29 protein-coding genes are annotated in these 18,806 nt (G+C 45.9%); 7 read left to right on the forward strand and 22 right to left on the reverse strand.

The features are described 5' to 3' along the window. Positions 1 to 195 precede the first annotated feature (195 nt). Complete coding sequence (locus tag CWI78_RS11420) at positions 196 to 984, forward strand: hypothetical protein (RefSeq protein ID WP_126782938.1); 789 nt, start codon at positions 196 to 198, stop codon at positions 982 to 984. Positions 985 to 1,059: 75 nt separating this feature from the next. Here CWI78_RS11420 and rplQ read toward each other — a convergent pair whose 3' ends face one another. From rplQ to rplN, 17 genes are all read right to left on the reverse strand, one after another. Beyond that, positions 1,060 to 1,461, reverse strand: a complete 402-nt coding sequence (rplQ, locus tag CWI78_RS11425; RefSeq protein ID WP_126782939.1) for a 50S ribosomal protein L17 — start codon at positions 1,459 to 1,461, stop codon at positions 1,060 to 1,062. 39 nt (positions 1,462 to 1,500) lie between these two features. Beyond that, positions 1,501 to 2,490 (reverse strand): DNA-directed RNA polymerase subunit alpha, encoded by a 990-nt coding sequence (locus CWI78_RS11430; protein ID WP_011235123.1) that lies wholly within the window; start codon positions 2,488 to 2,490, stop codon positions 1,501 to 1,503. Positions 2,491 to 2,515: 25 nt separating this feature from the next. Next, positions 2,516 to 3,136: a 30S ribosomal protein S4 gene (gene rpsD / locus CWI78_RS11435; RefSeq protein ID WP_011235124.1), complete on the reverse strand. Its 621-nt coding sequence runs from the start codon at positions 3,134 to 3,136 to the stop codon at positions 2,516 to 2,518. Positions 3,137 to 3,164: 28 nt separating this feature from the next. Next, positions 3,165 to 3,554, reverse strand: a complete 390-nt coding sequence (gene rpsK, locus CWI78_RS11440) for a 30S ribosomal protein S11 (RefSeq protein ID WP_011235125.1) — start codon at positions 3,552 to 3,554, stop codon at positions 3,165 to 3,167. A 12-nt stretch (positions 3,555 to 3,566) separates the two neighbouring features. Continuing rightward, positions 3,567 to 3,923 carry a 30S ribosomal protein S13 gene (gene rpsM / locus CWI78_RS11445; RefSeq protein ID WP_011235126.1) on the reverse strand — a complete coding sequence of 119 codons (357 nt, stop codon included), beginning with the start codon at positions 3,921 to 3,923 and terminating at the stop codon, positions 3,567 to 3,569. Positions 3,924 to 4,043: 120 nt separating this feature from the next. After that, complete coding sequence (gene rpmJ, locus CWI78_RS11450; RefSeq protein WP_006956433.1) at positions 4,044 to 4,157, reverse strand: 50S ribosomal protein L36; 114 nt, start codon at positions 4,155 to 4,157, stop codon at positions 4,044 to 4,046. A gap of 24 nt (positions 4,158 to 4,181) precedes the next feature. Next, entirely contained in the window at positions 4,182 to 5,510 is a 1,329-nt protein-coding gene (gene secY / locus CWI78_RS11455) for a preprotein translocase subunit SecY (protein ID WP_126782940.1), read from the reverse strand. Between the two features lie 5 nt (positions 5,511 to 5,515). Then, entirely contained in the window at positions 5,516 to 5,950 is a 435-nt protein-coding gene (gene rplO / locus CWI78_RS11460) for a 50S ribosomal protein L15 (RefSeq protein ID WP_126782941.1), read from the reverse strand. 3 nt (positions 5,951 to 5,953) lie between these two features. After that, complete coding sequence (gene rpmD / locus CWI78_RS11465; RefSeq protein ID WP_126782942.1) at positions 5,954 to 6,136, reverse strand: 50S ribosomal protein L30; 183 nt, start codon at positions 6,134 to 6,136, stop codon at positions 5,954 to 5,956. 6 nt (positions 6,137 to 6,142) lie between these two features. Beyond that, a complete protein-coding gene (rpsE, locus tag CWI78_RS11470) occupies positions 6,143 to 6,643 on the reverse strand; it encodes a 30S ribosomal protein S5 (RefSeq protein ID WP_126782943.1) in 501 nt (166 codons plus the stop codon). 9 nt (positions 6,644 to 6,652) lie between these two features. After that, positions 6,653 to 7,006 carry a 50S ribosomal protein L18 gene (gene rplR / locus CWI78_RS11475; RefSeq protein ID WP_054489093.1) on the reverse strand — a complete coding sequence of 118 codons (354 nt, stop codon included), beginning with the start codon at positions 7,004 to 7,006 and terminating at the stop codon, positions 6,653 to 6,655. Between the two features lie 9 nt (positions 7,007 to 7,015). Continuing rightward, entirely contained in the window at positions 7,016 to 7,549 is a 534-nt protein-coding gene (gene rplF, locus CWI78_RS11480) for a 50S ribosomal protein L6 (protein WP_126782944.1), read from the reverse strand. A 14-nt stretch (positions 7,550 to 7,563) separates the two neighbouring features. Beyond that, a complete protein-coding gene (gene rpsH / locus CWI78_RS11485) occupies positions 7,564 to 7,956 on the reverse strand; it encodes a 30S ribosomal protein S8 (RefSeq protein WP_126782945.1) in 393 nt (130 codons plus the stop codon). A gap of 26 nt (positions 7,957 to 7,982) precedes the next feature. Further along, complete coding sequence (gene rpsN / locus CWI78_RS11490) at positions 7,983 to 8,288, reverse strand: 30S ribosomal protein S14 (RefSeq protein ID WP_011235134.1); 306 nt, start codon at positions 8,286 to 8,288, stop codon at positions 7,983 to 7,985. Between the two features lie 11 nt (positions 8,289 to 8,299). After that, a complete protein-coding gene (gene rplE / locus CWI78_RS11495) occupies positions 8,300 to 8,839 on the reverse strand; it encodes a 50S ribosomal protein L5 (RefSeq protein WP_126782946.1) in 540 nt (179 codons plus the stop codon). 20 nt (positions 8,840 to 8,859) lie between these two features. Beyond that, positions 8,860 to 9,174: a 50S ribosomal protein L24 gene (gene rplX, locus CWI78_RS11500; RefSeq protein WP_034822544.1), complete on the reverse strand. Its 315-nt coding sequence runs from the start codon at positions 9,172 to 9,174 to the stop codon at positions 8,860 to 8,862. Between the two features lie 10 nt (positions 9,175 to 9,184). Further along, positions 9,185 to 9,553 carry a 50S ribosomal protein L14 gene (rplN, locus tag CWI78_RS11505; RefSeq protein ID WP_006956444.1) on the reverse strand — a complete coding sequence of 123 codons (369 nt, stop codon included), beginning with the start codon at positions 9,551 to 9,553 and terminating at the stop codon, positions 9,185 to 9,187. A 271-nt stretch (positions 9,554 to 9,824) separates the two neighbouring features. On the opposite strand from rplN, the gene CWI78_RS11510 reads away from it, so the two are divergent. Genes CWI78_RS11510 through CWI78_RS11535 form a run of 6 tightly spaced genes read left to right on the forward strand, consistent with a single transcriptional unit; the run spans position 9,825 to position 15,632 of the window. Continuing rightward, complete coding sequence (locus CWI78_RS11510; protein WP_126782947.1) at positions 9,825 to 12,614, forward strand: monovalent cation/H+ antiporter subunit A; 2,790 nt, start codon at positions 9,825 to 9,827, stop codon at positions 12,612 to 12,614. Continuing rightward, positions 12,614 to 12,955 (forward strand): Na+/H+ antiporter subunit C, encoded by a 342-nt coding sequence (locus tag CWI78_RS11515; RefSeq protein ID WP_126782948.1) that lies wholly within the window; start codon positions 12,614 to 12,616, stop codon positions 12,953 to 12,955. The genes CWI78_RS11510 and CWI78_RS11515 overlap by 1 nt, the downstream gene beginning before the upstream one ends. Next, positions 12,955 to 14,469 carry a monovalent cation/H+ antiporter subunit D gene (locus CWI78_RS11520; RefSeq protein ID WP_126782949.1) on the forward strand — a complete coding sequence of 505 codons (1,515 nt, stop codon included), beginning with the start codon at positions 12,955 to 12,957 and terminating at the stop codon, positions 14,467 to 14,469. Before CWI78_RS11515 ends, CWI78_RS11520 begins: the two co-directional genes overlap by 1 nt. A 5-nt stretch (positions 14,470 to 14,474) precedes the next feature. Further along, positions 14,475 to 14,963, forward strand: coding sequence for a Na+/H+ antiporter subunit E (locus tag CWI78_RS11525; RefSeq protein ID WP_126782950.1), 489 nt, complete (start codon positions 14,475 to 14,477; stop codon positions 14,961 to 14,963). Then, positions 14,957 to 15,226 (forward strand): K+/H+ antiporter subunit F, encoded by a 270-nt coding sequence (locus tag CWI78_RS11530; protein ID WP_126782951.1) that lies wholly within the window; start codon positions 14,957 to 14,959, stop codon positions 15,224 to 15,226. Before CWI78_RS11525 ends, CWI78_RS11530 begins: the two co-directional genes overlap by 7 nt. A gap of 13 nt (positions 15,227 to 15,239) precedes the next feature. Next, positions 15,240 to 15,632 carry a Na+/H+ antiporter subunit G gene (locus CWI78_RS11535; RefSeq protein WP_126782952.1) on the forward strand — a complete coding sequence of 131 codons (393 nt, stop codon included), beginning with the start codon at positions 15,240 to 15,242 and terminating at the stop codon, positions 15,630 to 15,632. 38 nt (positions 15,633 to 15,670) lie between these two features. On the opposite strand, the gene CWI78_RS11540 is transcribed toward CWI78_RS11535, so the two are convergent. The 5 genes from CWI78_RS11540 to rpsC form a co-directional block, all read right to left on the reverse strand. Further along, on the reverse strand, positions 15,671 to 17,074 hold the full coding sequence (locus tag CWI78_RS11540; RefSeq protein WP_126782953.1) for a carbohydrate porin: 1,404 nt from the start codon (positions 17,072 to 17,074) through the stop codon (positions 15,671 to 15,673). A 168-nt stretch (positions 17,075 to 17,242) separates the two neighbouring features. Then, the gene (gene rpsQ / locus CWI78_RS11545; protein WP_126782954.1) at positions 17,243 to 17,506 is read right to left on the reverse strand and encodes a 30S ribosomal protein S17; all 264 of its coding nucleotides are present in this window, start codon (positions 17,504 to 17,506) and stop codon (positions 17,243 to 17,245) included. Further along, on the reverse strand, positions 17,506 to 17,697 hold the full coding sequence (gene rpmC, locus CWI78_RS11550) for a 50S ribosomal protein L29 (RefSeq protein WP_011235145.1): 192 nt from the start codon (positions 17,695 to 17,697) through the stop codon (positions 17,506 to 17,508). The genes rpsQ and rpmC overlap by 1 nt, the downstream gene beginning before the upstream one ends. Then, complete coding sequence (gene rplP / locus CWI78_RS11555; RefSeq protein WP_011235146.1) at positions 17,697 to 18,110, reverse strand: 50S ribosomal protein L16; 414 nt, start codon at positions 18,108 to 18,110, stop codon at positions 17,697 to 17,699. Before rplP ends, rpmC begins: the two co-directional genes overlap by 1 nt. Positions 18,111 to 18,121: 11 nt before the next feature. Then, positions 18,122 to 18,802 (reverse strand): 30S ribosomal protein S3, encoded by a 681-nt coding sequence (gene rpsC / locus CWI78_RS11560; RefSeq protein WP_126782955.1) that lies wholly within the window; start codon positions 18,800 to 18,802, stop codon positions 18,122 to 18,124. Positions 18,803 to 18,806 lie beyond the last annotated feature (4 nt).

Below are 18,806 nucleotides of genomic sequence, written 5' to 3' on the forward strand. Positions count from 1 at the left end.
GTGATCTCGGTGAGCCTTTCAAGATCTTTTTTCGATCAAACGTTTCAACCGATTAAAAAACAATCTAGAGGGGATGAAAAGGCAATTAAAAGAACGTTTTTAGAGCTATTTTGTTATTTTTTTGTGCTTTATTTGAACTGTTGTTATATTTGGACACTCTGATAGCAAGTGGACTCATTAAGGAGCTTCAACTTTATGCGCTGGAAATTAATAACGATTACTTGTTTGCTAGCTGCAACTTTAAACCCTGGCGCAATACGAACGATTAATGCTGCGACTTATGATAACAGCACACCAAGCCCAACCTCCGATTTAAAACAGACTTACCGTAATATTATCGACAATCACTTACATAAAAACTTTTCAATCATGCGAACTGTTCGCATTTTAATTAATCATTATCCCGAACATGCAACCTATATTGTCAACGCCGCGTTTGATGTTCGAGAAAGCCGAATTAAAGCTATTGTAGTAGCAGCTATGCAGGCAGAGCCCGCAGTGACCTATAACGTCATTGACGTTGCGTTAGCAAGATTCCCTCATCTAACCGAAACCCTAGTTGAAGCAGCTATTCAGACCGAACCAGCTTATATTGATGATATTATTACGGTGGCATTAAAGCATCAGCCTGATACAGCAAACGCAATTATTCGCCAAGCTGTCGTTTCGCACCCCGACTTTACGGAGTCAGTGCTCCGCACGACAGCTAAAGAAGCTCCTAATTTTATGCTCTCGTCTATAATCGAGTCCATCAAAGCTTTACCAGACGCCGCAACCTCTTTGGTTGCAGTGCTTAAAGATTTTTTTGTCGGCGCTGAAGACAAAAAAACGCCTTATAAAATAACCAAAGAAGATTGGAATTTACTAATACTAGAAGCTAAACAATCTGGCGTTAGCCGGGAAGAGCTCGAATGGTTAGTCAAAGAAGGCTACGTAGAGCAAGAGGCATTCGCTCAAGCATTTGATAATAAAGCAGTCTATTAAAGCTGCTCCAATTTAGATTACTTCCAACAAAAAAGCCGACTGCAAGCAGTCGGCTTTTTAACTTTTTGAAGCTGTTTATTCCGTAACTTCTTCAGCTACTTCTTCAACTTCTTCTACTTCTGGGCGACCAACTAATTCAATGTAAGCCATTGGAGCGTTATCACCTGTACGGAAGCCACACTTAATGATGCGAGTGTAACCACCTGGGCGTTCTTCATAACGCGGGCCTAATTCATTAAACAGCTTGCCAACAACCTCTTTATCACGTGTGCGTGAGAACGCCAGACGACGATTTGCGACGCTGTCTTGTTTTGCCATTGTGATCAACGGCTCAACAACGCGACGTAATTCTTTTGCCTTAGGCAAAGTCGTCTTGATGATCTCATGGCGCACCAAAGAGCTTGCCATGTTGCGGAACATTGCCTGACGATGGCTGCTGTTTCGATTTAGTTGACGACCACTCTTACGATGGCGCATACCTATACCCTTCTCAGTAAATCTATTACTAAGGTGACCTTAGTCGTTATCAATTAAGCTGGCTGGTGGCCAGTTCTCAAGGCGCATGCCAAGAGACAAACCACGTGAAGCCAACACGTCTTTGATTTCAGTCAACGACTTCTTACCCAAGTTCGGAGTTTTTAATAACTCGACCTCAGTGCGTTGAACTAAGTCACCAATGTACTGAATCGCTTCTGCTTTCAAGCAGTTCGCAGATCGAACAGTCAATTCCAAGTCGTCTACCGGACGCAGAAGGATCGGATCGAACTCCGGCTTCTCTTCTTTTTCCTCCGGTTCGCTGATATCTCGAAGTTCAACAAAGGCATCCAGTTGTTCAGCTAAAATTGTAGCCGCGCGACGGATGGCTTCTTCTGGATCCAATGTACCATTGGTTTCCATTTCGATAACCAGCTTATCTAAGTCAGTGCGTTGTTCAACACGTGCCGCATCTACAGAATATGCAATGCGTTCTACCGGACTGAACGACGCGTCAACAAGTAGACGACCGATTGGACGTTCATCATCATCAGCTGACTGACGTGATGCCGCAGGCACGTAACCACGACCACGCTCAACTTTTACTCGCATAACGAGTTCATAGTCGCCTGTCAGATGACAGATAACGTGCTCAGGATTAACGATTTCCACATCACCATCGTGAGTGAAATCGCCTGCTGTTACAGGACCTGCTCCGGATTTATTCAAAGTCAAAGTCGCTTCGTCTTTACCTTCAACGCTGACTGCCAGCCCTTTCAGGTTCAACAAAACTTCAATGACATCTTCCTGAACGCCCTCTTTGCTGCTGTATTCGTGCAGCACGCCATCGATTTCAACCTCAGTCACTGCACAGCCTGGCATTGACGACAGTAAAATGCGACGTAACGCATTACCTAGTGTATAACCAAAGCCGCGTTCCAGAGGCTCCAGTGTCACCTTGGCATGAGTCGGGCTGATTTGCTCGATGTCGACTAACCTCGGCTTTAGGAATTCGGTAACAGAACCCTGCATTGTGTCCTCTCTCTATGCTTAAGCTTTACTTAGAGTAAAGCTCTACGATCAACTGTTCGTTAATTTCAGCAGACAAATCACTACGTTCTGGAAGACGTTTAAATGCACCTTCCAATTTGTTGTTGTCTACTTCTATCCAGACTGGCTTCTCACGCTGTTCTGCAAGTTCCAGTGCTGCTCCGATACGTGCCTGTTTCTTCGCTTTTTCACGAACAGAAACGACATCTTCAGGACGAACCTTGAACGATGGAATGTTCACTACCTGACCATTCACAACAACTGCTTTGTGACTGACCAGCTGACGAGCTTCTGCGCGTGTTGACGCAAAACCCATGCGATACACTACGTTATCCAAGCGCTGTTCCAGCAACTGCAACAGGTTCTCACCGGTATTGCCTTTCAGTCGTGCAGCTTCTTTGTAGTAGTTACGAAATTGCTTTTCCAGTACGCCGTACATACGACGAACTTTCTGTTTCTCACGCAACTGAACACCGTAATCTGACAAACGACCGCGACGCGCGCCGTGTTGTCCTGGTGCAGTTTCGATCTTACATTTAGAATCGATTGCGCGAACGCCGCTTTTCAGGAACAAATCTGTTCCTTCGCGACGGCTCAGCTTGAGCTTTGGACCCAAATATCTAGCCATGATCTTTCTCCAACTATCGATTCACGCCTTAAACGCGACGTTTCTTAGGCGGACGACAACCGTTGTGAGGAATCGGTGTCACATCGGTAATATTTGTGATTTTGTAACCAACGGCGTTCAGGGCACGAATCGATGATTCACGACCTGGGCCTGGACCATTCACAAATACTTCCAGGTTTTTCAGTCCGTATTCCTTCGCCATTTCACCTGCTCGTTCTGCTGCAACCTGTGCTGCGAACGGCGTTGATTTCCGTGAACCACGGAACCCTGATCCACCTGCGGTAGCCCACGCTAGTGCGTTACCCTGGCGATCAGTAATGGTAATAATGGTGTTGTTGAAAGATGCATGCACGTGAGCCATGCCATCGGCGACTTGCTTTTTAACGCGCTTTCGAGAGCGAGTTGGTGTTTTAGCCATTACTCAATCCCCCTATTTCTTAATTGGTTTGCGCGGACCTTTACGAGTGCGCGCATTTGTTTTAGTGCGCTGCCCACGTAGAGGTAAGCTACGACGATGACGAAGTCCACGGAAACACCCGAGGTCCATCAAACGTTTAATGTTCATAGAAACTTCACGACGCAGATCACCTTCTACTGCGAATTTTGATACTGCGTCACGAAGCGCGTCCAGTTTGTCTTCTGACAATGAACCAATCTTAGTGTCTTCAGCGATACCCGTCGCAGCAAGAATCTGCTGTGAACGAGTACGGCCAACACCGTAGATTGCAGTCAAAGCTATGACTGCATGCTTATTGTCAGGAACGTTAATGCCAGCGATACGGGCCACTAACACGTCTCCTTAAGTTTGTAGGCTTCAGTTGAAAAGCCCGTTAGGATACTCAACCGATTGCCGAATTGCAAATACTTCAAAGGCTGCGGCCGTTAAGCCGCTAGCCTTTCCTTCGAATCAACCTTGTCGTTGTTTATGCTTAGCATCAGTGCAAATAACGCGAACTACACCGTTACGCTTGATGATCTTGCAGTTACGACAGATTTTCTTCACGGAAGCACGAACTTTCATTGCTACTCTCCGTTCTACCCAATCTTACCGGCCGTAGCCTTTCAGATTGGCTTTTTTCAGGACAGAGTCATATTGATGCGACATCATATGAGTCTGAACCTGTGCCATAAAGTCCATGATAACAACAACGATAATCAATAGTGATGTACCGCCAAAGTAGAATTGCACATTCCATGCAATCATCATGAACTCCGGAACCAAACAGACAAAGGTAATGTACAGTGCGCCTGCTAATGTTAAACGCGTCATTACTTTATCGATGTATCTTGAGGTTTGTTCACCTGGGCGAATCCCCGGAATAAACGCACCCGACTTCTTCAAGTTGTCAGCTGTTTCGCGAGGGTTAAATACCAACGCAGTATAGAAGAAACAGAAGAAGATTATCGCAGCCGCGTACAATAACACATATAACGGCTGACCGGGAGACAATGTCATCGATACCTGTTGCAAAAAGTCTGCAACCGCACCTTCACCAGAGCCAAACCAAGTGGCTATGGTACCCGGAAATAAAATAATGCTCGACGCAAAAATTGGTGGAATAACACCGGCCATATTAACTTTCAATGGCAAGTGCGTGCTTTGAGCAGCAAATACTTTACGACCTTGTTGACGTTTCGCATAGTTAACAACGATACGACGCTGACCACGCTCTACGAAAACAACGAAATAAGTTACCGCTAAAACGACAACACCAATTAATAACAACAATAACAAGTGCAAGTCACCCTGACGCGCTTGTTCGGCCGTTTGACCGATAGCGGAAGGTAACCCTGCAACAATACCCACAAAGATCAGGATAGAGATACCGTTGCCTATACCACGCTCTGTTATTTGTTCACCTAACCACATAAGGAACATGGTTCCTGTGACTAAGCTCACGATAGCAGTGAAATAGAAGCCGAAACCAGGGTCTATTACGAGCCCCGGCATTAAATTTGGTAAGCCTGTGGCTATACCAATCGACTGGAACGTTGCCAGTATTAAAGTACCCCACCGTGTATACTGGTTGATCTTGCGACGACCAGATTCACCTTCTTTCTTAAGCTCAGCCAAGCGCGGATGTACCACACTAGCCAACTGCATAATAATCGAAGCCGAAATATACGGCATAATACCTAACGCAAATACTGACGCACGTTCTAAGGCACCACCGCTGAACATGTTAAACATGGCAACGATGGTATCTTTCTGCTGCTCGAATAACTGAGCTAATACAGCGGCATCAATACCAGGAATAGGCACAAAGGAGCCCGCTCGGAAAACGATAATCGCTCCTAACACAAACAGCAGGCGACGCTTAAGTTCCGACAAGCCACCTTGCGCTCGATTTGATTCCAATCCTGGTTTAGCCATTTGCTCTATCCTTCGATTTTGCCGCCAGCAGCTTCAATAGCTTCGCGAGCGCCTTTGGTGACTTTAAGACCTTTTACAGTCACAGCACGACTTAATTCACCTGATTTGATGACTTTAGCGTGTAGTACGTTCTTGCGAACGAGACCTGCTGCTTTCAAAGTCGCCAGTTCAACGGTATCACCGCTAACTTTCGCGATTTCTGCCAAGTTTACTTCTGCAGTGACCATAGCCTTGCGAGAAGTAAAACCAAATTTTGGCAGACGACGCTGAATTGGCATTTGTCCACCTTCGAAACCTGGCTTAACGGTACCACCAGAGCGAGATTTCTGCCCTTTGTGACCACGTCCGCCAGTCTTTCCAAGACCAGAACCAATACCACGTCCAACGCGCTTTTTGCTGCTTTTTGCACCAGGTGCGGGAGCAAGTGTATTAAGATCCATGCGTTATCCCTCCACCTTTATCATGTAATTAACTCGGTTCACCATACCGCGGACTGCAGCAGTGTCTTCCAACTCTACTGTGTGACCAATGCGGCGGAGACCCAAGCCACGTAGTGTAGCTTTATGCTTCGGCAAACGACCGATAGAGCTACGCGTCTGTGTTACTTTGATTGTCTTATTCGCCATTGTTCACTACCCCAGTATTTCGTCAACGCGCAATCCACGCTTCGCCGCAACTTGCTCCGGCGATTTCATGCCGTTCAACGCTTTGATAGTCGCGCGAACAACGTTGATTGGGTTGGTTGAACCATATGCTTTTGACAGCACGTTATGAACACCTGAAACTTCCAGAACCGCACGCATTGCACCACCAGCGATGATACCCGTACCTTCTGAAGCAGGTTGCATGTATACCTGTGAACCTGAATGACGTCCTTTAACAGGATGCTGTAAAGTTTCGCCTTTCAGTTGAACGGTAACCATATTGCGACGTGCTTTTTCCATTGCTTTTTGAATAGCAGCGGGTACTTCACGCGCTTTACCATAACCAAAACCGACTTTACCTTTACCGTCGCCAACCACAGTCAGTGCAGTGAAGCTAAAGATACGACCACCTTTAACAACTTTTGCTACACGATTAACTGTGATCAACTTCTCTATCAGTTCACCGGTTTGAGCTTCTACATTTGCCATGTTCGTCTCCTAGAACTGAAGTCCGGCTTCACGAGCTGCGTCCGCTAATGCGGCTACGCGACCGTGGTATTTAAAACCACTACGATCGAAAGATACGCTTTTAACGCCTTTTTCAATCGCACGTTCAGCGATAGTTTTGCCCACGACTTTGGCTGCGTCTACATTACCTGTAGATTTAAGCCCTTCGCGAACACTTTTCTCTGCAGTCGATGCGGCTGCCAGCACTTCAGAACCGTTAGGTGCGATCAACTGTGCGTAAATATGCCGTGGTGTACGGTGAACGACCAGGCGATTTGCACCCAACTCTTTAATTTGTTTACGTGCGCGAGTAGCACGACGTAAGCGAGCTGCTTTATTGTCCATCGTATTACCCTACTTTTTCTTGGCTTCTTTACGGCGCACTTGCTCGTCAGCATAACGAACACCTTTGCCTTTATAAGGCTCAGGTTTACGATATGCACGAATGTTAGCGGCAACTTGACCGACTAACTGCTTATCTGCACCTTTAACGACGACTTCAGTCTGAGTCGGAGTATCGATTGTGATTCCTTCTGGAATCTCGAACTCCACAGGATGCGAGAAGCCTAGCGTCAGGTTCAGTTTTTTACCTTGTGCTTGCGCACGGTAACCAACACCCATCAACTGTAACTTACGTTCGAATCCTTTAGTGACTCCGACCACCATGTTTTGCAACAATGCGCGAGCCGTACCAGCTTGAGCAGTTGAGTTAGCAACACCTTCGCGGGCGTTAGTGCGTAACTCACTCTCTTCTTTTACCAGTTCAACTGCATTATTAACAACACGACTCAGCGAGCCTTGGGCACCTTTAATCGTGACTTCCTGGCCATTTAGCGTAACTTCAACGCCAGCAGGAATTTCAATGGGTGCTTTAGCAACACGTGACATTTCCTACCTCCTAATTACGCTACGTAACCGATGATTTCGCCACCAAGACCAGCTTGGCGAGCGGCACGATCAGTCATCAGGCCTTTAGACGTCGAAACTACTGCGATGCCAAGGCCACCCATTACGTTAGGCAACTCGTTGCGTTTCTTATAGATACGCAAACCAGGGCGACTAACGCGCTCGATTGATTCGATTACTGGCTTGCCTTCGAAATATTTCAATTCGACTTCAAGCTCAGGTTTAACAGTACTCTCGGCACTGTAACCAGTAATAAAACCCTCTTCTTTCAGAACTTGAGCAATCGCCACTTTCTGCTTAGAAGACGGCATTTTAACCGTTACTTTATTAGCACCTTGAGCGTTGCGAATGCGTGTGAACATATCCGCAATTGGATCTTGCATGCTCATATTTGCTTTCTCCCGTGATTCGTGGCTTACCAGCTAGCTTTTTTCAAGCCAGGAATTTCACCGCGCATCGCCATCTCACGGACCTTGATTCGGCTCATACCGAATTTACGAAGGAAACCATGAGGACGACCAGTTATACGACAACGGTTACGTTGACGCGTCGGACTGGCATCACGTGGGAGCTGTTGCAACTTAAGTACGGCTTCCCAACGCTCTTCGTCTGATGCTTTAGGGTCATTAATGACCGTTTTCAGTGCGTTGCGTTTTTCTGCGTATTTTGAAGCGATTTTAGCTCGCTTCACGTCACGCGCTTTCATTGACTGTTTTGCCATAACTCTACACCTTACTTTCTGAACGGGAAGTTAAAGGCAGCTAGCAAAGCACGAGCTTCGTCATCTGTGCCAGCATTTGTGGTAATGGTGATATCCAGACCACGTACCTTGTCGACTTTGTCATAGTCGACTTCCGGAAAGATGATCTGCTCACGAACACCCATGCTGTAATTACCACGGCCATCGAACGATTTAGCGTTCAAGCCACGGAAGTCACGGATACGTGGGATTGCAATCGAAATTAAGCGTTGCAAAAAGTCCCACATGCGCTCGCCGCGCAGAGTTACTTTACAGCCAATCGGGAAGCCTTCACGGACTTTGAAACCGGCGACAGACTTGCGTGCCACAGTACGAATAGGCTTTTGACCAGAGATAGCCTCTAGGTCAGCCACTGCGTTATCAAGTACTTTTTTGTCAGCCAGAGCTTCACCAACACCCATGTTAAGGGTGATCTTTTCAATCCGAGGGACTTGCATGACGCTGTTGTAGCTGAACTCTTTCATCAGTCCAGGAACTACCGATTCTCTATAAAAATCATGCAGTTTCGCCATCGTAAAACTCCAAGTTTGAATTAAATGATTGCGTTGTTCGATTTGAAGAAGCGAACTTTCTTGCCATCTTCAATACGAAATCCAACACGATCTGCTTTACCTGTCTCTGGGTTAAGGATCGCTACGTTCGAAATGTGGATTGCTGCTTCTTGTTCAACGATGCCACCAGATTCACCTAGAGCCGGATTTGGCTTTTGATGTTTCTTGACTACGTTGACGCCTTCCACGATCACGCGATCTTTATCGGTAAGAACTTTAAGGACTTTGCCTTGCTTGCCCTTGTCCTTACCTGCCAGGACGACTACTTCGTCATCACGTTTAATTTTTGCCGCCATAATTGACTCCTTATAGTACTTCTGGTGCCAGCGAGATAATCTTCATAAACTGCTCTGAACGCAGTTCACGAGTTACCGGCCCGAAAATACGTGTGCCAATGGGCTGTTGGTTGTTATTCAACAACACAGCCGCGTTGCGGTCAAAACGGATGACCGACCCGTCTTGTCGACGGACGCCTTTTCTGGTGCGAACGACCACCGCATTCACTACATCGCCTTTCTTCACCTTACCGCGCGGAATTGCTTCCTTGACAGTAACTTTGATGATATCGCCGATGTTTGCGTAGCGACGGTGCGAACCACCTAGAACCTTAATACATTGTACGCTGCGCGCGCCGGAGTTATCGGCAACGTCCAGGGTAGTTTGCATTTGGATCATTTCAGTGCCCCGCTTAGTTAAAAAAACAGACCCTCTCGGGTCGTGCTGCCTTTGGTTTTTCCCTTATAAAAAGGGCCGCGAATTGTAACAGATAAAATTTAGGAGTGGTAGGGTAATCTCAGAATTTTTCGTAGGCGTACGGTGAACACACTATGATAACGGTTTAGTTTAGTTGGATTGCGGCAGAACCAATGGTAAATTCAATACTTTACGTTGCTCTGCTAAGTATACCTAATTATAAGAGCACAGGCTGACTTGGGACTTCTATGGTATGAATTTGTTGTTCATTATTTTTGCCCCATTCTTTGGTGCGCTCTTACCGCTTCTGGTAAAACGAGCATCGCGACCAATAAAGACCGGGGTGACACTACTTATTCCGGTTTTGTGTTTAATCGTTTTATTTCAGTATGCACCCGCAACTTTAGCGGGTGATGTGCCCAAACAAATGGTTGAGTGGCTACCAGGCATCGGACTGGACTTCGCCGTGCGTCTCGACGGACTGTCATTACTGTTTGCCGGACTCATTCTGGGTATTGGTGTCTTAATCATCGGTTATGCCCACTATTATCTAAGCGATAACGACGATGAATCCCGTTTTTATGCGAGCTTACTTTTATTTATGTCATCAATGCTTGGCATTGTTATGGCAGACAATATTTTGCTGCTGTGGGTTTTCTGGGAACTGACCAGTATTTCTTCGTTTTTACTCATTGGTTACTGGTTCCACAGTAGTGACGCGAGACGTGGCGCACGTATGGCTCTTGCTACAACCGGCGCTGGTGGACTGGCGTTATTGGCCGGGCTTCTTATTATTGGCAATATTGCCGGCAGTTACCAACTGGACGATATATTTGCAGCAGCTGACCAAATAAAAGCACACGCCTATTATGTGCCCGCATTAATACTAGTCCTCTTGGGAGCTTTTACTAAATCAGCACAATTCCCCTTTCAATTTTGGTTGCCTCACGCGATGGCAGCCCCGACTCCGGTCAGTGCGTACTTACACTCCGCAACTATGGTAAAGGCCGGTATCTTTTTGTTGGCTCGGTTCCACCCGGTACTAGCCGACACTGAACTGTGGTTTACTCTGGTGACTTTGACCGGTTTAATCACCATGTTAGTAGGCGCTTACTTTGCTCTACTTAAGCATGATTTGAAAGGGTTATTGGCATTCTCCACAGTGAGTCATCTCGGACTCATCTGTATGCTTTTAGGGATTGGTACACAAGGTGCCGTTATAGCAGCGCTGTTTCACATTATTAATCATGCGTGTTTTAAAGCCGGTCTGTTTATGACCGCAGGAATCATTGACCATGAATCCGGAACCCGCGATATGAGGAAGCTGCAAGGCCTCATGAGCCTGATGCCAATTACTGCAACCCTGGCAATGATCGTGGCGGCCTCAATGGCGGGTATGCCGCCCTTTAATGGGTTTATGTCCAAGGAACTGTTCCTGGACCAGGCCCTGCAGCAGCATTTGTTTGGTGGGTTATCCTGGTTCATCCCAGTCTTAGCAACCGTGGGCGCTATGCTCTCTGTCGCATACTCTATCCGCTTTATTCATGATGTTTTCTTTAATGGCGAATATAAAGAGCTGCCGAAAAAACCTCATGATCCGCCACGCATGATGTCTGCGCCTGTGTTCATACTTGCATTCCTGTGTATTGCTATAGGGTTAGCACCTATGACAATGGTGTCAGGTATACTTGATCAGGCAGCCGCAGCCGTTACCGCCAGTCCCGTTGATGTTAAGCTATCGCTTTGGCATGGATTCAACTTACCTCTACTTATGAGTGCAGTCGCTGTGATTGGAGGTATAGTGATATACTTGGCTCGAGATCAACTGTTTACGTTCAATCGACAATTTGACGGTCAGGATGCTAAACATAATTTTGAGCGCATCGTTCAAAAAGCCTCGGATGCAGCCGCAAGTTTCTATGATCGCTTAGACACAGGTTCACTGCAACGCTACATTGCCTTTGTGCTTATCAGCGTTATCGTTGTATTGCTGCCTTCATTAAGTGATTTAAGCGCAGTCACCGGCGGCAAACCTCAATTGCCCGTCGATATGGTCAGCATGGTAGGAGCCTTAGTTCTTATCGGAGCTGCGTTTGCCACTGCAACCATGCATCGCAACCGCTTCGTTATGTTAACCATGCTGTCTGTCGTAGGCCTTGTTGTCTCGTTAGCCTTTGCTCATTTTTCGGCGCCTGACCTAGCTATGACGCAGCTTGTTGTCGAAGTGGTTAGCATCATTTTAATGATACTGGCTTTGTTCTTTATGCCACAAAAGACCAGCAGGGCATCTTCTGGGCACAGGGTCTTTCGAGACATTATTATCGCCAGCTTTATAGGCGGCATTGTCGCTACATTAAATTTCGCAATACTCACTTCGCCATTTGAAAGTATTTCAGACTTCTTCCTTGCTAATGCCAAGTCTGGCGGTGGCGGAACCAATGTTGTAAACGTCATTTTGGTCGACTTCCGTGGCTTTGATACCTTAGGAGAAATTACCGTGTTGGCAATCGCCGCTGCGGGAATTCATAAGCTACTAAACAAGCTTAAACCCTTTATGCCATCCAGCGACATTGACGGCCGTCCCTGGCATCGAATCAGGCATCCACTGATGTTAACAACAGTTGCAAACATCATTCTACCAATGGCAATGATCGTAGCAGCCTATATTTTCCTGCGAGGCCACAATTTGCCTGGTGGTGGCTTCATAGCCGGACTGATAGTCGCATCAGCAATGATCCTGCAATACATTGCGAATGGGGTTGACTGGGTGAAGGAGCGATTCAATGTCAACTACCAGTCATTAATGTCGTTTGGCGTTATGACTGCAGCACTGACAGGTATTGGTAGCTGGGTATTTAACAAACCCTTCCTGACATCCTGGTTCACTTATTTAGATTGGCCAGTAGTAGGAAAATTTGAGTTTGCCACGGCACTATTATTCGATCTTGGGGTTTTCCTGACCGTTGTCGGTGCGACCATGATGATTTTAAGTAATTTTGGCAAAATGACCACTCGTCATCGCCCAACGCATGAGGGACATTAATGGAAACTTTATACTCTGTGACCGTTGGAATTTTGACCGCATGCAGTGTTTTTCTCATCCTGCGTGGCCGCTCATTTCCCGTGGTCGTGGGCATCACTATGCTGTCTTACGCTGTTAATTTGTTTCTTTTTTCAACCGGACGCCTGACGATAGACGGTGCGCCAATTTATGGCACGCAGGAAACCTATGCTGACCCGCTACCTCAGGCTTTGGTTCTTACCGCAATTGTCATTGGTTTTGCAATGACCGCCTACTCAATCATTTTAGCGGTTCGTACCCGAGGCGAACTAGGAACAGATGAAGTCAACCAACAAGATAACAGCACGGAGGGCAACCGCTAATGTGGCAACAACATTTGGCGATACTTCCAATTTTAGTACCGCTGCTAGCGGCTTTACTGCAATTGATGCCCTGGGGCGACAGACCGCAACCAAAGCGAAGAGCAATAGGGTTGCTGGCCAGTCTGTTAACCTTGGTACTGAGTATTGCCCTAATGGTCCAAGTGAATCAGGATCAAATGCTCGTTTACGCTTTAGGTAATTGGTCGGCCCCATTTGGCATCGTGCTGATGGTGGATAAGCTAAGTGCACTGATGATGCTAGTGACGGCAGTTCTGGCTTTGCCTGTGCTTATCTATGGTTGCTACGCCGAAGACAATCTTGGCTCCCACTTCCAGGCGTTATTTCAGTTTCAAGTGATGGGAATAATGGGGGCATTTGCGACCGGCGACATTTTCAACCTATTTGTCTTTTTCGAAGTGCTCCTCATTTCCTCTTATGCATTACTAATGCATGGTGGAGGAAAATTCCGCCTACGCACGACATTGCACTACGTATTGCTTAACTTATTAGGCTCAGCGCTTTTTCTAATAGGGATAGGTACATTATATGGTGTTACCGGTACGCTGAATATGGCTGATCTTGCAACCCAAGTTCAGCAACTTAGCGGTGATCAGGCCGCCTTAGCTAAGGCCGGCGGCATGATGTTACTCATTGTTTTCGGTATAAAAGCCGCGATCTTACCGCTACATTTCTGGTTACCTCAGGCTTATTCAACAACAACGGGAGTTGTCGCAGCCCTCTTTGCCATAATGACCAAGGTTGGTGTTTACGCCATAGTTCGTGTGTATACATTGATTTTCGGCCCCGAGGCAAACGAGCTTGCACTCATTGCTCATGACTGGCTGTGGGTAATGGGACTCATCACTATGCTTGCTGGTGCTATCGGTATTCTCGCGGCACGCGACCTCCGCTTGCTTGTCGCATATTTAGTTGTGATATCAATTGGCACGCTCATAGCAACATACAGTTTAAACGGCACAGAAACCACTGGCGCCATGCTCTATTACTTAATTCATTCCACCTTTATTACTGGCGCTTTATTTCTACTGGCCGACCTTATCGCGTTTGAACGAGGTAAAACAGCGTCTCGCATAGTCTCGGGTAAAAAAATGGCGCATCACTCAACCTATTCAGTCATGTTTTTAATTGCAGCAATAGCCATTATTGGGTTACCGCCGTTGTCGGGCTTTGTTGGAAAACTCATGATAATGGAAGCCGCCACTCCCAATGGAGCAACTTTCTGGCTTTGGGGGGCTATGTTAGGTGCAACCCTTATTATGATTATTTCGGTTACTCGTGCCGGCAGTAAAATGCTATGGCATACCTTATCAGGAAAGGCAAACGAACAGTCAGCTCCATTAGGGAAACTATCAGCTGTCGCAATATTGCTCTCTCTGTCAGTCGCTATGACGATCTTCGCTAATCCCATACGCAATTACACAGATGGCGTCGCCGAACAGCTTTATGATATAGAGCAATACCCCTCACGTGTTCTGACAAAAGGAGTGGAATAACGACTATGAAAAGAATCTTTCCGACACCTTTATTGTCTTTATTCTTACTTGTTGTATGGGTGCTACTGTTTAGCTCCCTCGCCCCAGGCGTTGTCATACTGGGCGCGCTATTTGCATGGTTTATTCCATTTTTATTTCGTTCGGCATGGCCTAGTTTTGCGAAAATTAAACGCCCGGATCTTGCCGTTGTTTATTTTTTTATTCTGTTACACGACATCGTTGTAGCAAATTTTAAAATAGCTTTTATGATTATCGGAAAACCGCGCTCAATCAAGCCTGCTCTTTTTGTTTTCCCACTAGACATGAAAGAAGAACTCCCGGTGACCATTCTTGCAAGTACCATTACATTAACTCCGGGCACCGTTTCTTGTGAGATAACTCGGGGTCGTAAAGGTATTCTTATCCATGCGTTTTCTGAAGAGAATCCAGAAGACGTCATCAAGACTATAAGAAACCGTTATGAACGCCGCCTGAAGGAGATTTTCCAATGTTAACGACGGTACTCCAGATTGCTTTTTTATTATTTAGTTTATCCGTATTAATGAATTTTTGGCGGCTTGTTAAGGGTCCCGACTTACCAGACAGAATATTAGCGCTGGATACTATTTATATTAATTCACTGGCTTTATTGCTATTGCTGGGTATGTACCAAAACACCCAAACGTATTTTGAAGCAGCTTTACTCATTGCGATGTTTGGCTTTGTTGGCACGATTGCAGCGGGTAAATTTTTACTCCGTGGCGACTTAATAGAGTAGAGGGTATAAAGTTATGGACACATTAAATCAGTTACCAGAGTGGTCTCAATGGCTCGCTGCGTTCTTTATTTTATTAGGCGCAACTTTTGCGTTTATAGGCTCTTTGGGCTTAGCTATACTCCCCGATTTTTTCACTCGGTTACATGCTCCCACTAAGAATACGACGATTGGAATCGGCGGAATTGTCATTGCCACAATTATTATTACTTCGGTTCAGGGCGCAATTAATTTAAATGAGTTATTGATTGCCATTTTCCTATTCTTAACAGCTCCTATTAGCGCTCATATTATGGCTAAAGCAGCACTGCATACAGAACTGAAAATGTTTAATAGGACAAAAGACTTTCGGCAGGAAGGTGATTCGTACGAACATATACTACCTAATGAAAAAGACATGGAACCCTAACGGGAACCATGTCTTTGATACTCTAACGAACAAAAAAGTTAGAAGTAATAACCGAAGTTTATGTTGAAACGATCGTTAACTTCACCGCCATCTGTGGCCGTGTTACCACCAATAAACGGTTGGTTTTTAGCTCTAACGTAATCTACGTAAGTATAAAAACCACCGCCTGCTGCAACCGCTACCCCTAAAACGTTCATCCAGGTATCATCTTGATACCCCATCTTATCGGTCATCAGACTGTGGTCATTATAGAACGTAAAACTAGTAATTGGACCGATGTCTACAGGCATTGTATAAGCAACGTTAGCCGTATATAACTTAGCTTCTGTTGGAATAGCGTCATAATAGGCATAAGCCGCCATATAGACGCCCCTGTTCTCTAGCTTTAAATCATAGTCATAGTCTGAATATTGCAGCTGAACATTCCATGGGCCGTTATTATAAACACCATGAGCGGCCCAAGCTAAACGGTTACCAACATTTTGGTTCTCATAATTTTGTGCTTCAGTAAAACCTTCGGCAGCTGTTCCTGAGTACAAGTTACCGCCTTGAACAGAGACCCCAAGCTCCAGATTTTCGTCATCACTAAAGTTAAACTTGCGCGCGGTACGAACAGCATAACTGTTACTTTCTCCGACGGGTAATCCAGGGGCATCGTAAGCACCTTGACCAGGCAGCCTGATACCGACCGTATCGTAGTTATAGCGCGCTGTGCGATCCGAAGTTGATCCATCAATACCGCCTTGTTCATCAGACTTTAAATAAGCCAGATCGAAATCCCATTCGTCTCCACGATATTTGAAGCGCACCCCATTATCGTGCTCATCTTCTAAGCCAACGTAAAAAGTACTGTTAAAGAAGTAACTGTGGGAGTTATAAGGCATGTTACCAAAAGGTATCTTCACTACCCCTACTTGGCCCTGGAGTTTGTCAGTAAAGTCATAGCCAAACCATGCATGTTTTACGACGTCTTGGTAATTAAACCAACGATACTCGGCTGATAAGATAACTCCGCCCATTTCACCATCAAAGTTCAGGCGGAAGATGTCAAAGTCGAGATCCCCTGTGCGGTTTTCATTATCTGAGTCGTAGTTGTTGTATTCATATTGAAAACGAACGGCACCGTGGATTTTTATTGGCCAGTTTTCATTTTCTTGAGTTTTCTGTTCGAGTTCATCTAAACGCGCGTGTACACCTGAGTCATAGACAACTCTTTGCTTCTTCGCCTTTTCACCTGTCGATTTATCTTCTTCTATTTCTCGCTTTTCAACAACAACCACTTCTTCTTTACGTTCTTCTCTTTCCGCAAGGCGTTTTTCAAGTTCGGCCAAGCGTTCCTTTAATGCCTGGATTTCTTGTTCAACCGAGTTAGCGTCCTGAGGAGCAGCAACTACCGGACTTGCCGCAAGTACCGTAGCTGCAAAAAATAAGCTCTTTGACATAGGTTGACTCCCTCTGAGTATTACGCACTGACGTGCGCTTTTTATTATTAATTATTAAAGAAAATAAATTATTTAATTTCAGATATTTGTACTCAACCTATTAAGTTTTAGATCAAAAAAAAGGCCTCCGCAAGGGAGGCCTTCTAATTTCTTTATCGTTATCTGCGTTTAGACAACAGTAGCACGCTCTACGATTTCTTCCAGAGTCCAAGATTTATTCTTAGACAGCGGACGACATTCGCGAACAATCACGGTATCGCCTGCTTTACACTGGTTGTCTTCGTCATGCGCATGTACTTTAGTTGTACGCGTGATGTACTTCCCGTATACCGGGTGCTTTACACGACGTTCAACAGCTACAGTGATGGTTTTATCCATCTTATCGCTGACAACTTTGCCTTGCAGAGTACGAACACGTTTTTCATCAGTCATTACGCACCTGCCTTCTCATTTAAGATGGTTTTAACACGTGCGATATCACGACGCACTTGTTTCATCATGTGAGTCTGATTCAGCTGACCAGTTGCCGCTTGCATACGCAGATTGAACTGCTCACGACGCAAGCCTAGCAATTCTTCCTGCAGCTGCTCAACGGTTTTATCTTTCAGTTCACTTGCTTTCATCACATTACCGTCCGAGTCACAAAAGTGGTTTTGAAAGGCAGTTTACGTGCCGCTAGGCGGAACGCTTCACGTGCCAACTCTTCAGGAACACCGTCCATTTCATACAGAACGCGACCTGGTTGAATCTGAGCAACCCAGTATTCGACGTTACCTTTACCTTTACCCATACGAACTTCTAGAGGTTTTTTGGTAATAGGCTTATCAGGAAATACACGGATCCAGATTTTACCTTGACGCTTAACGTGACGAGTCATTGCACGACGGCCTGCTTCGATTTGACGCGCAGTCATACGACCACGGTCAGTAGCTTTTAAACCAAAAGTACCGAAGCTGACTTTGTTACCAGACTGCGCCAGACCACGGTTGCGGCCTGTGTGAACCTTACGGAATTTTGTACGCTTAGGTTGTAACATATCGTCTCTCCTTACTTACGGTTCTTGCCGCGCTTAGGAGCTGGCTTTTCTTCAGTTGGAAGTCCACCAAGAACTTCACCACGGAAAATCCAGACCTTAACACCGATGATACCGTAAGTGGTGTTCGCTTCTGAGGTCGAGTAGTCGATGTCTGCACGTAATGTGTGCAGCGGTACACGGCCTTCACGATACCACTCAGTACGTGCAATCTCTGCGCCGCCTAAACGACCACTCACTTCAACTTTGATACCTTTGGCACCTAAGCGAATGGCGTTCTGTACAGCACGCTTCATAGCACGACGGAACATGACACGACGTTCCAACTGACCAGCAATATTGTCAGCTACTAGCTGCGAATCCAACTCAGGCTTACGAACTTCTGAGATATTGATTTGCGCAGGAGAACCTGTCAATTTCGATACTTGTTTACGCAGTTTTTCTACGTCTTCGCCTTTTTTACCGATGACCACACCAGGGCGCGCTGTGTGAATAGTCACACGAACACTCTTAGCAGGACGATCGATAACGATACGAGAGACTGATGCGTTGCGCAGTTCTTTAGTCAGGAACTTACGTACCTGATGATCACTGTGCAGGTTATCAGCGAACTCATTTGTATTCGCATACCAGGTTGCATTCCATGGTCTGGAGATACCTAGGCGAATACCATTAGGATGTACTTTCTGACCCATAATT

The organism is Idiomarina ramblicola (genome assembly GCF_003987255.1).
Taxonomy (GTDB): Bacteria; Pseudomonadota; Gammaproteobacteria; order Enterobacterales; family Alteromonadaceae; genus Idiomarina; species Idiomarina ramblicola.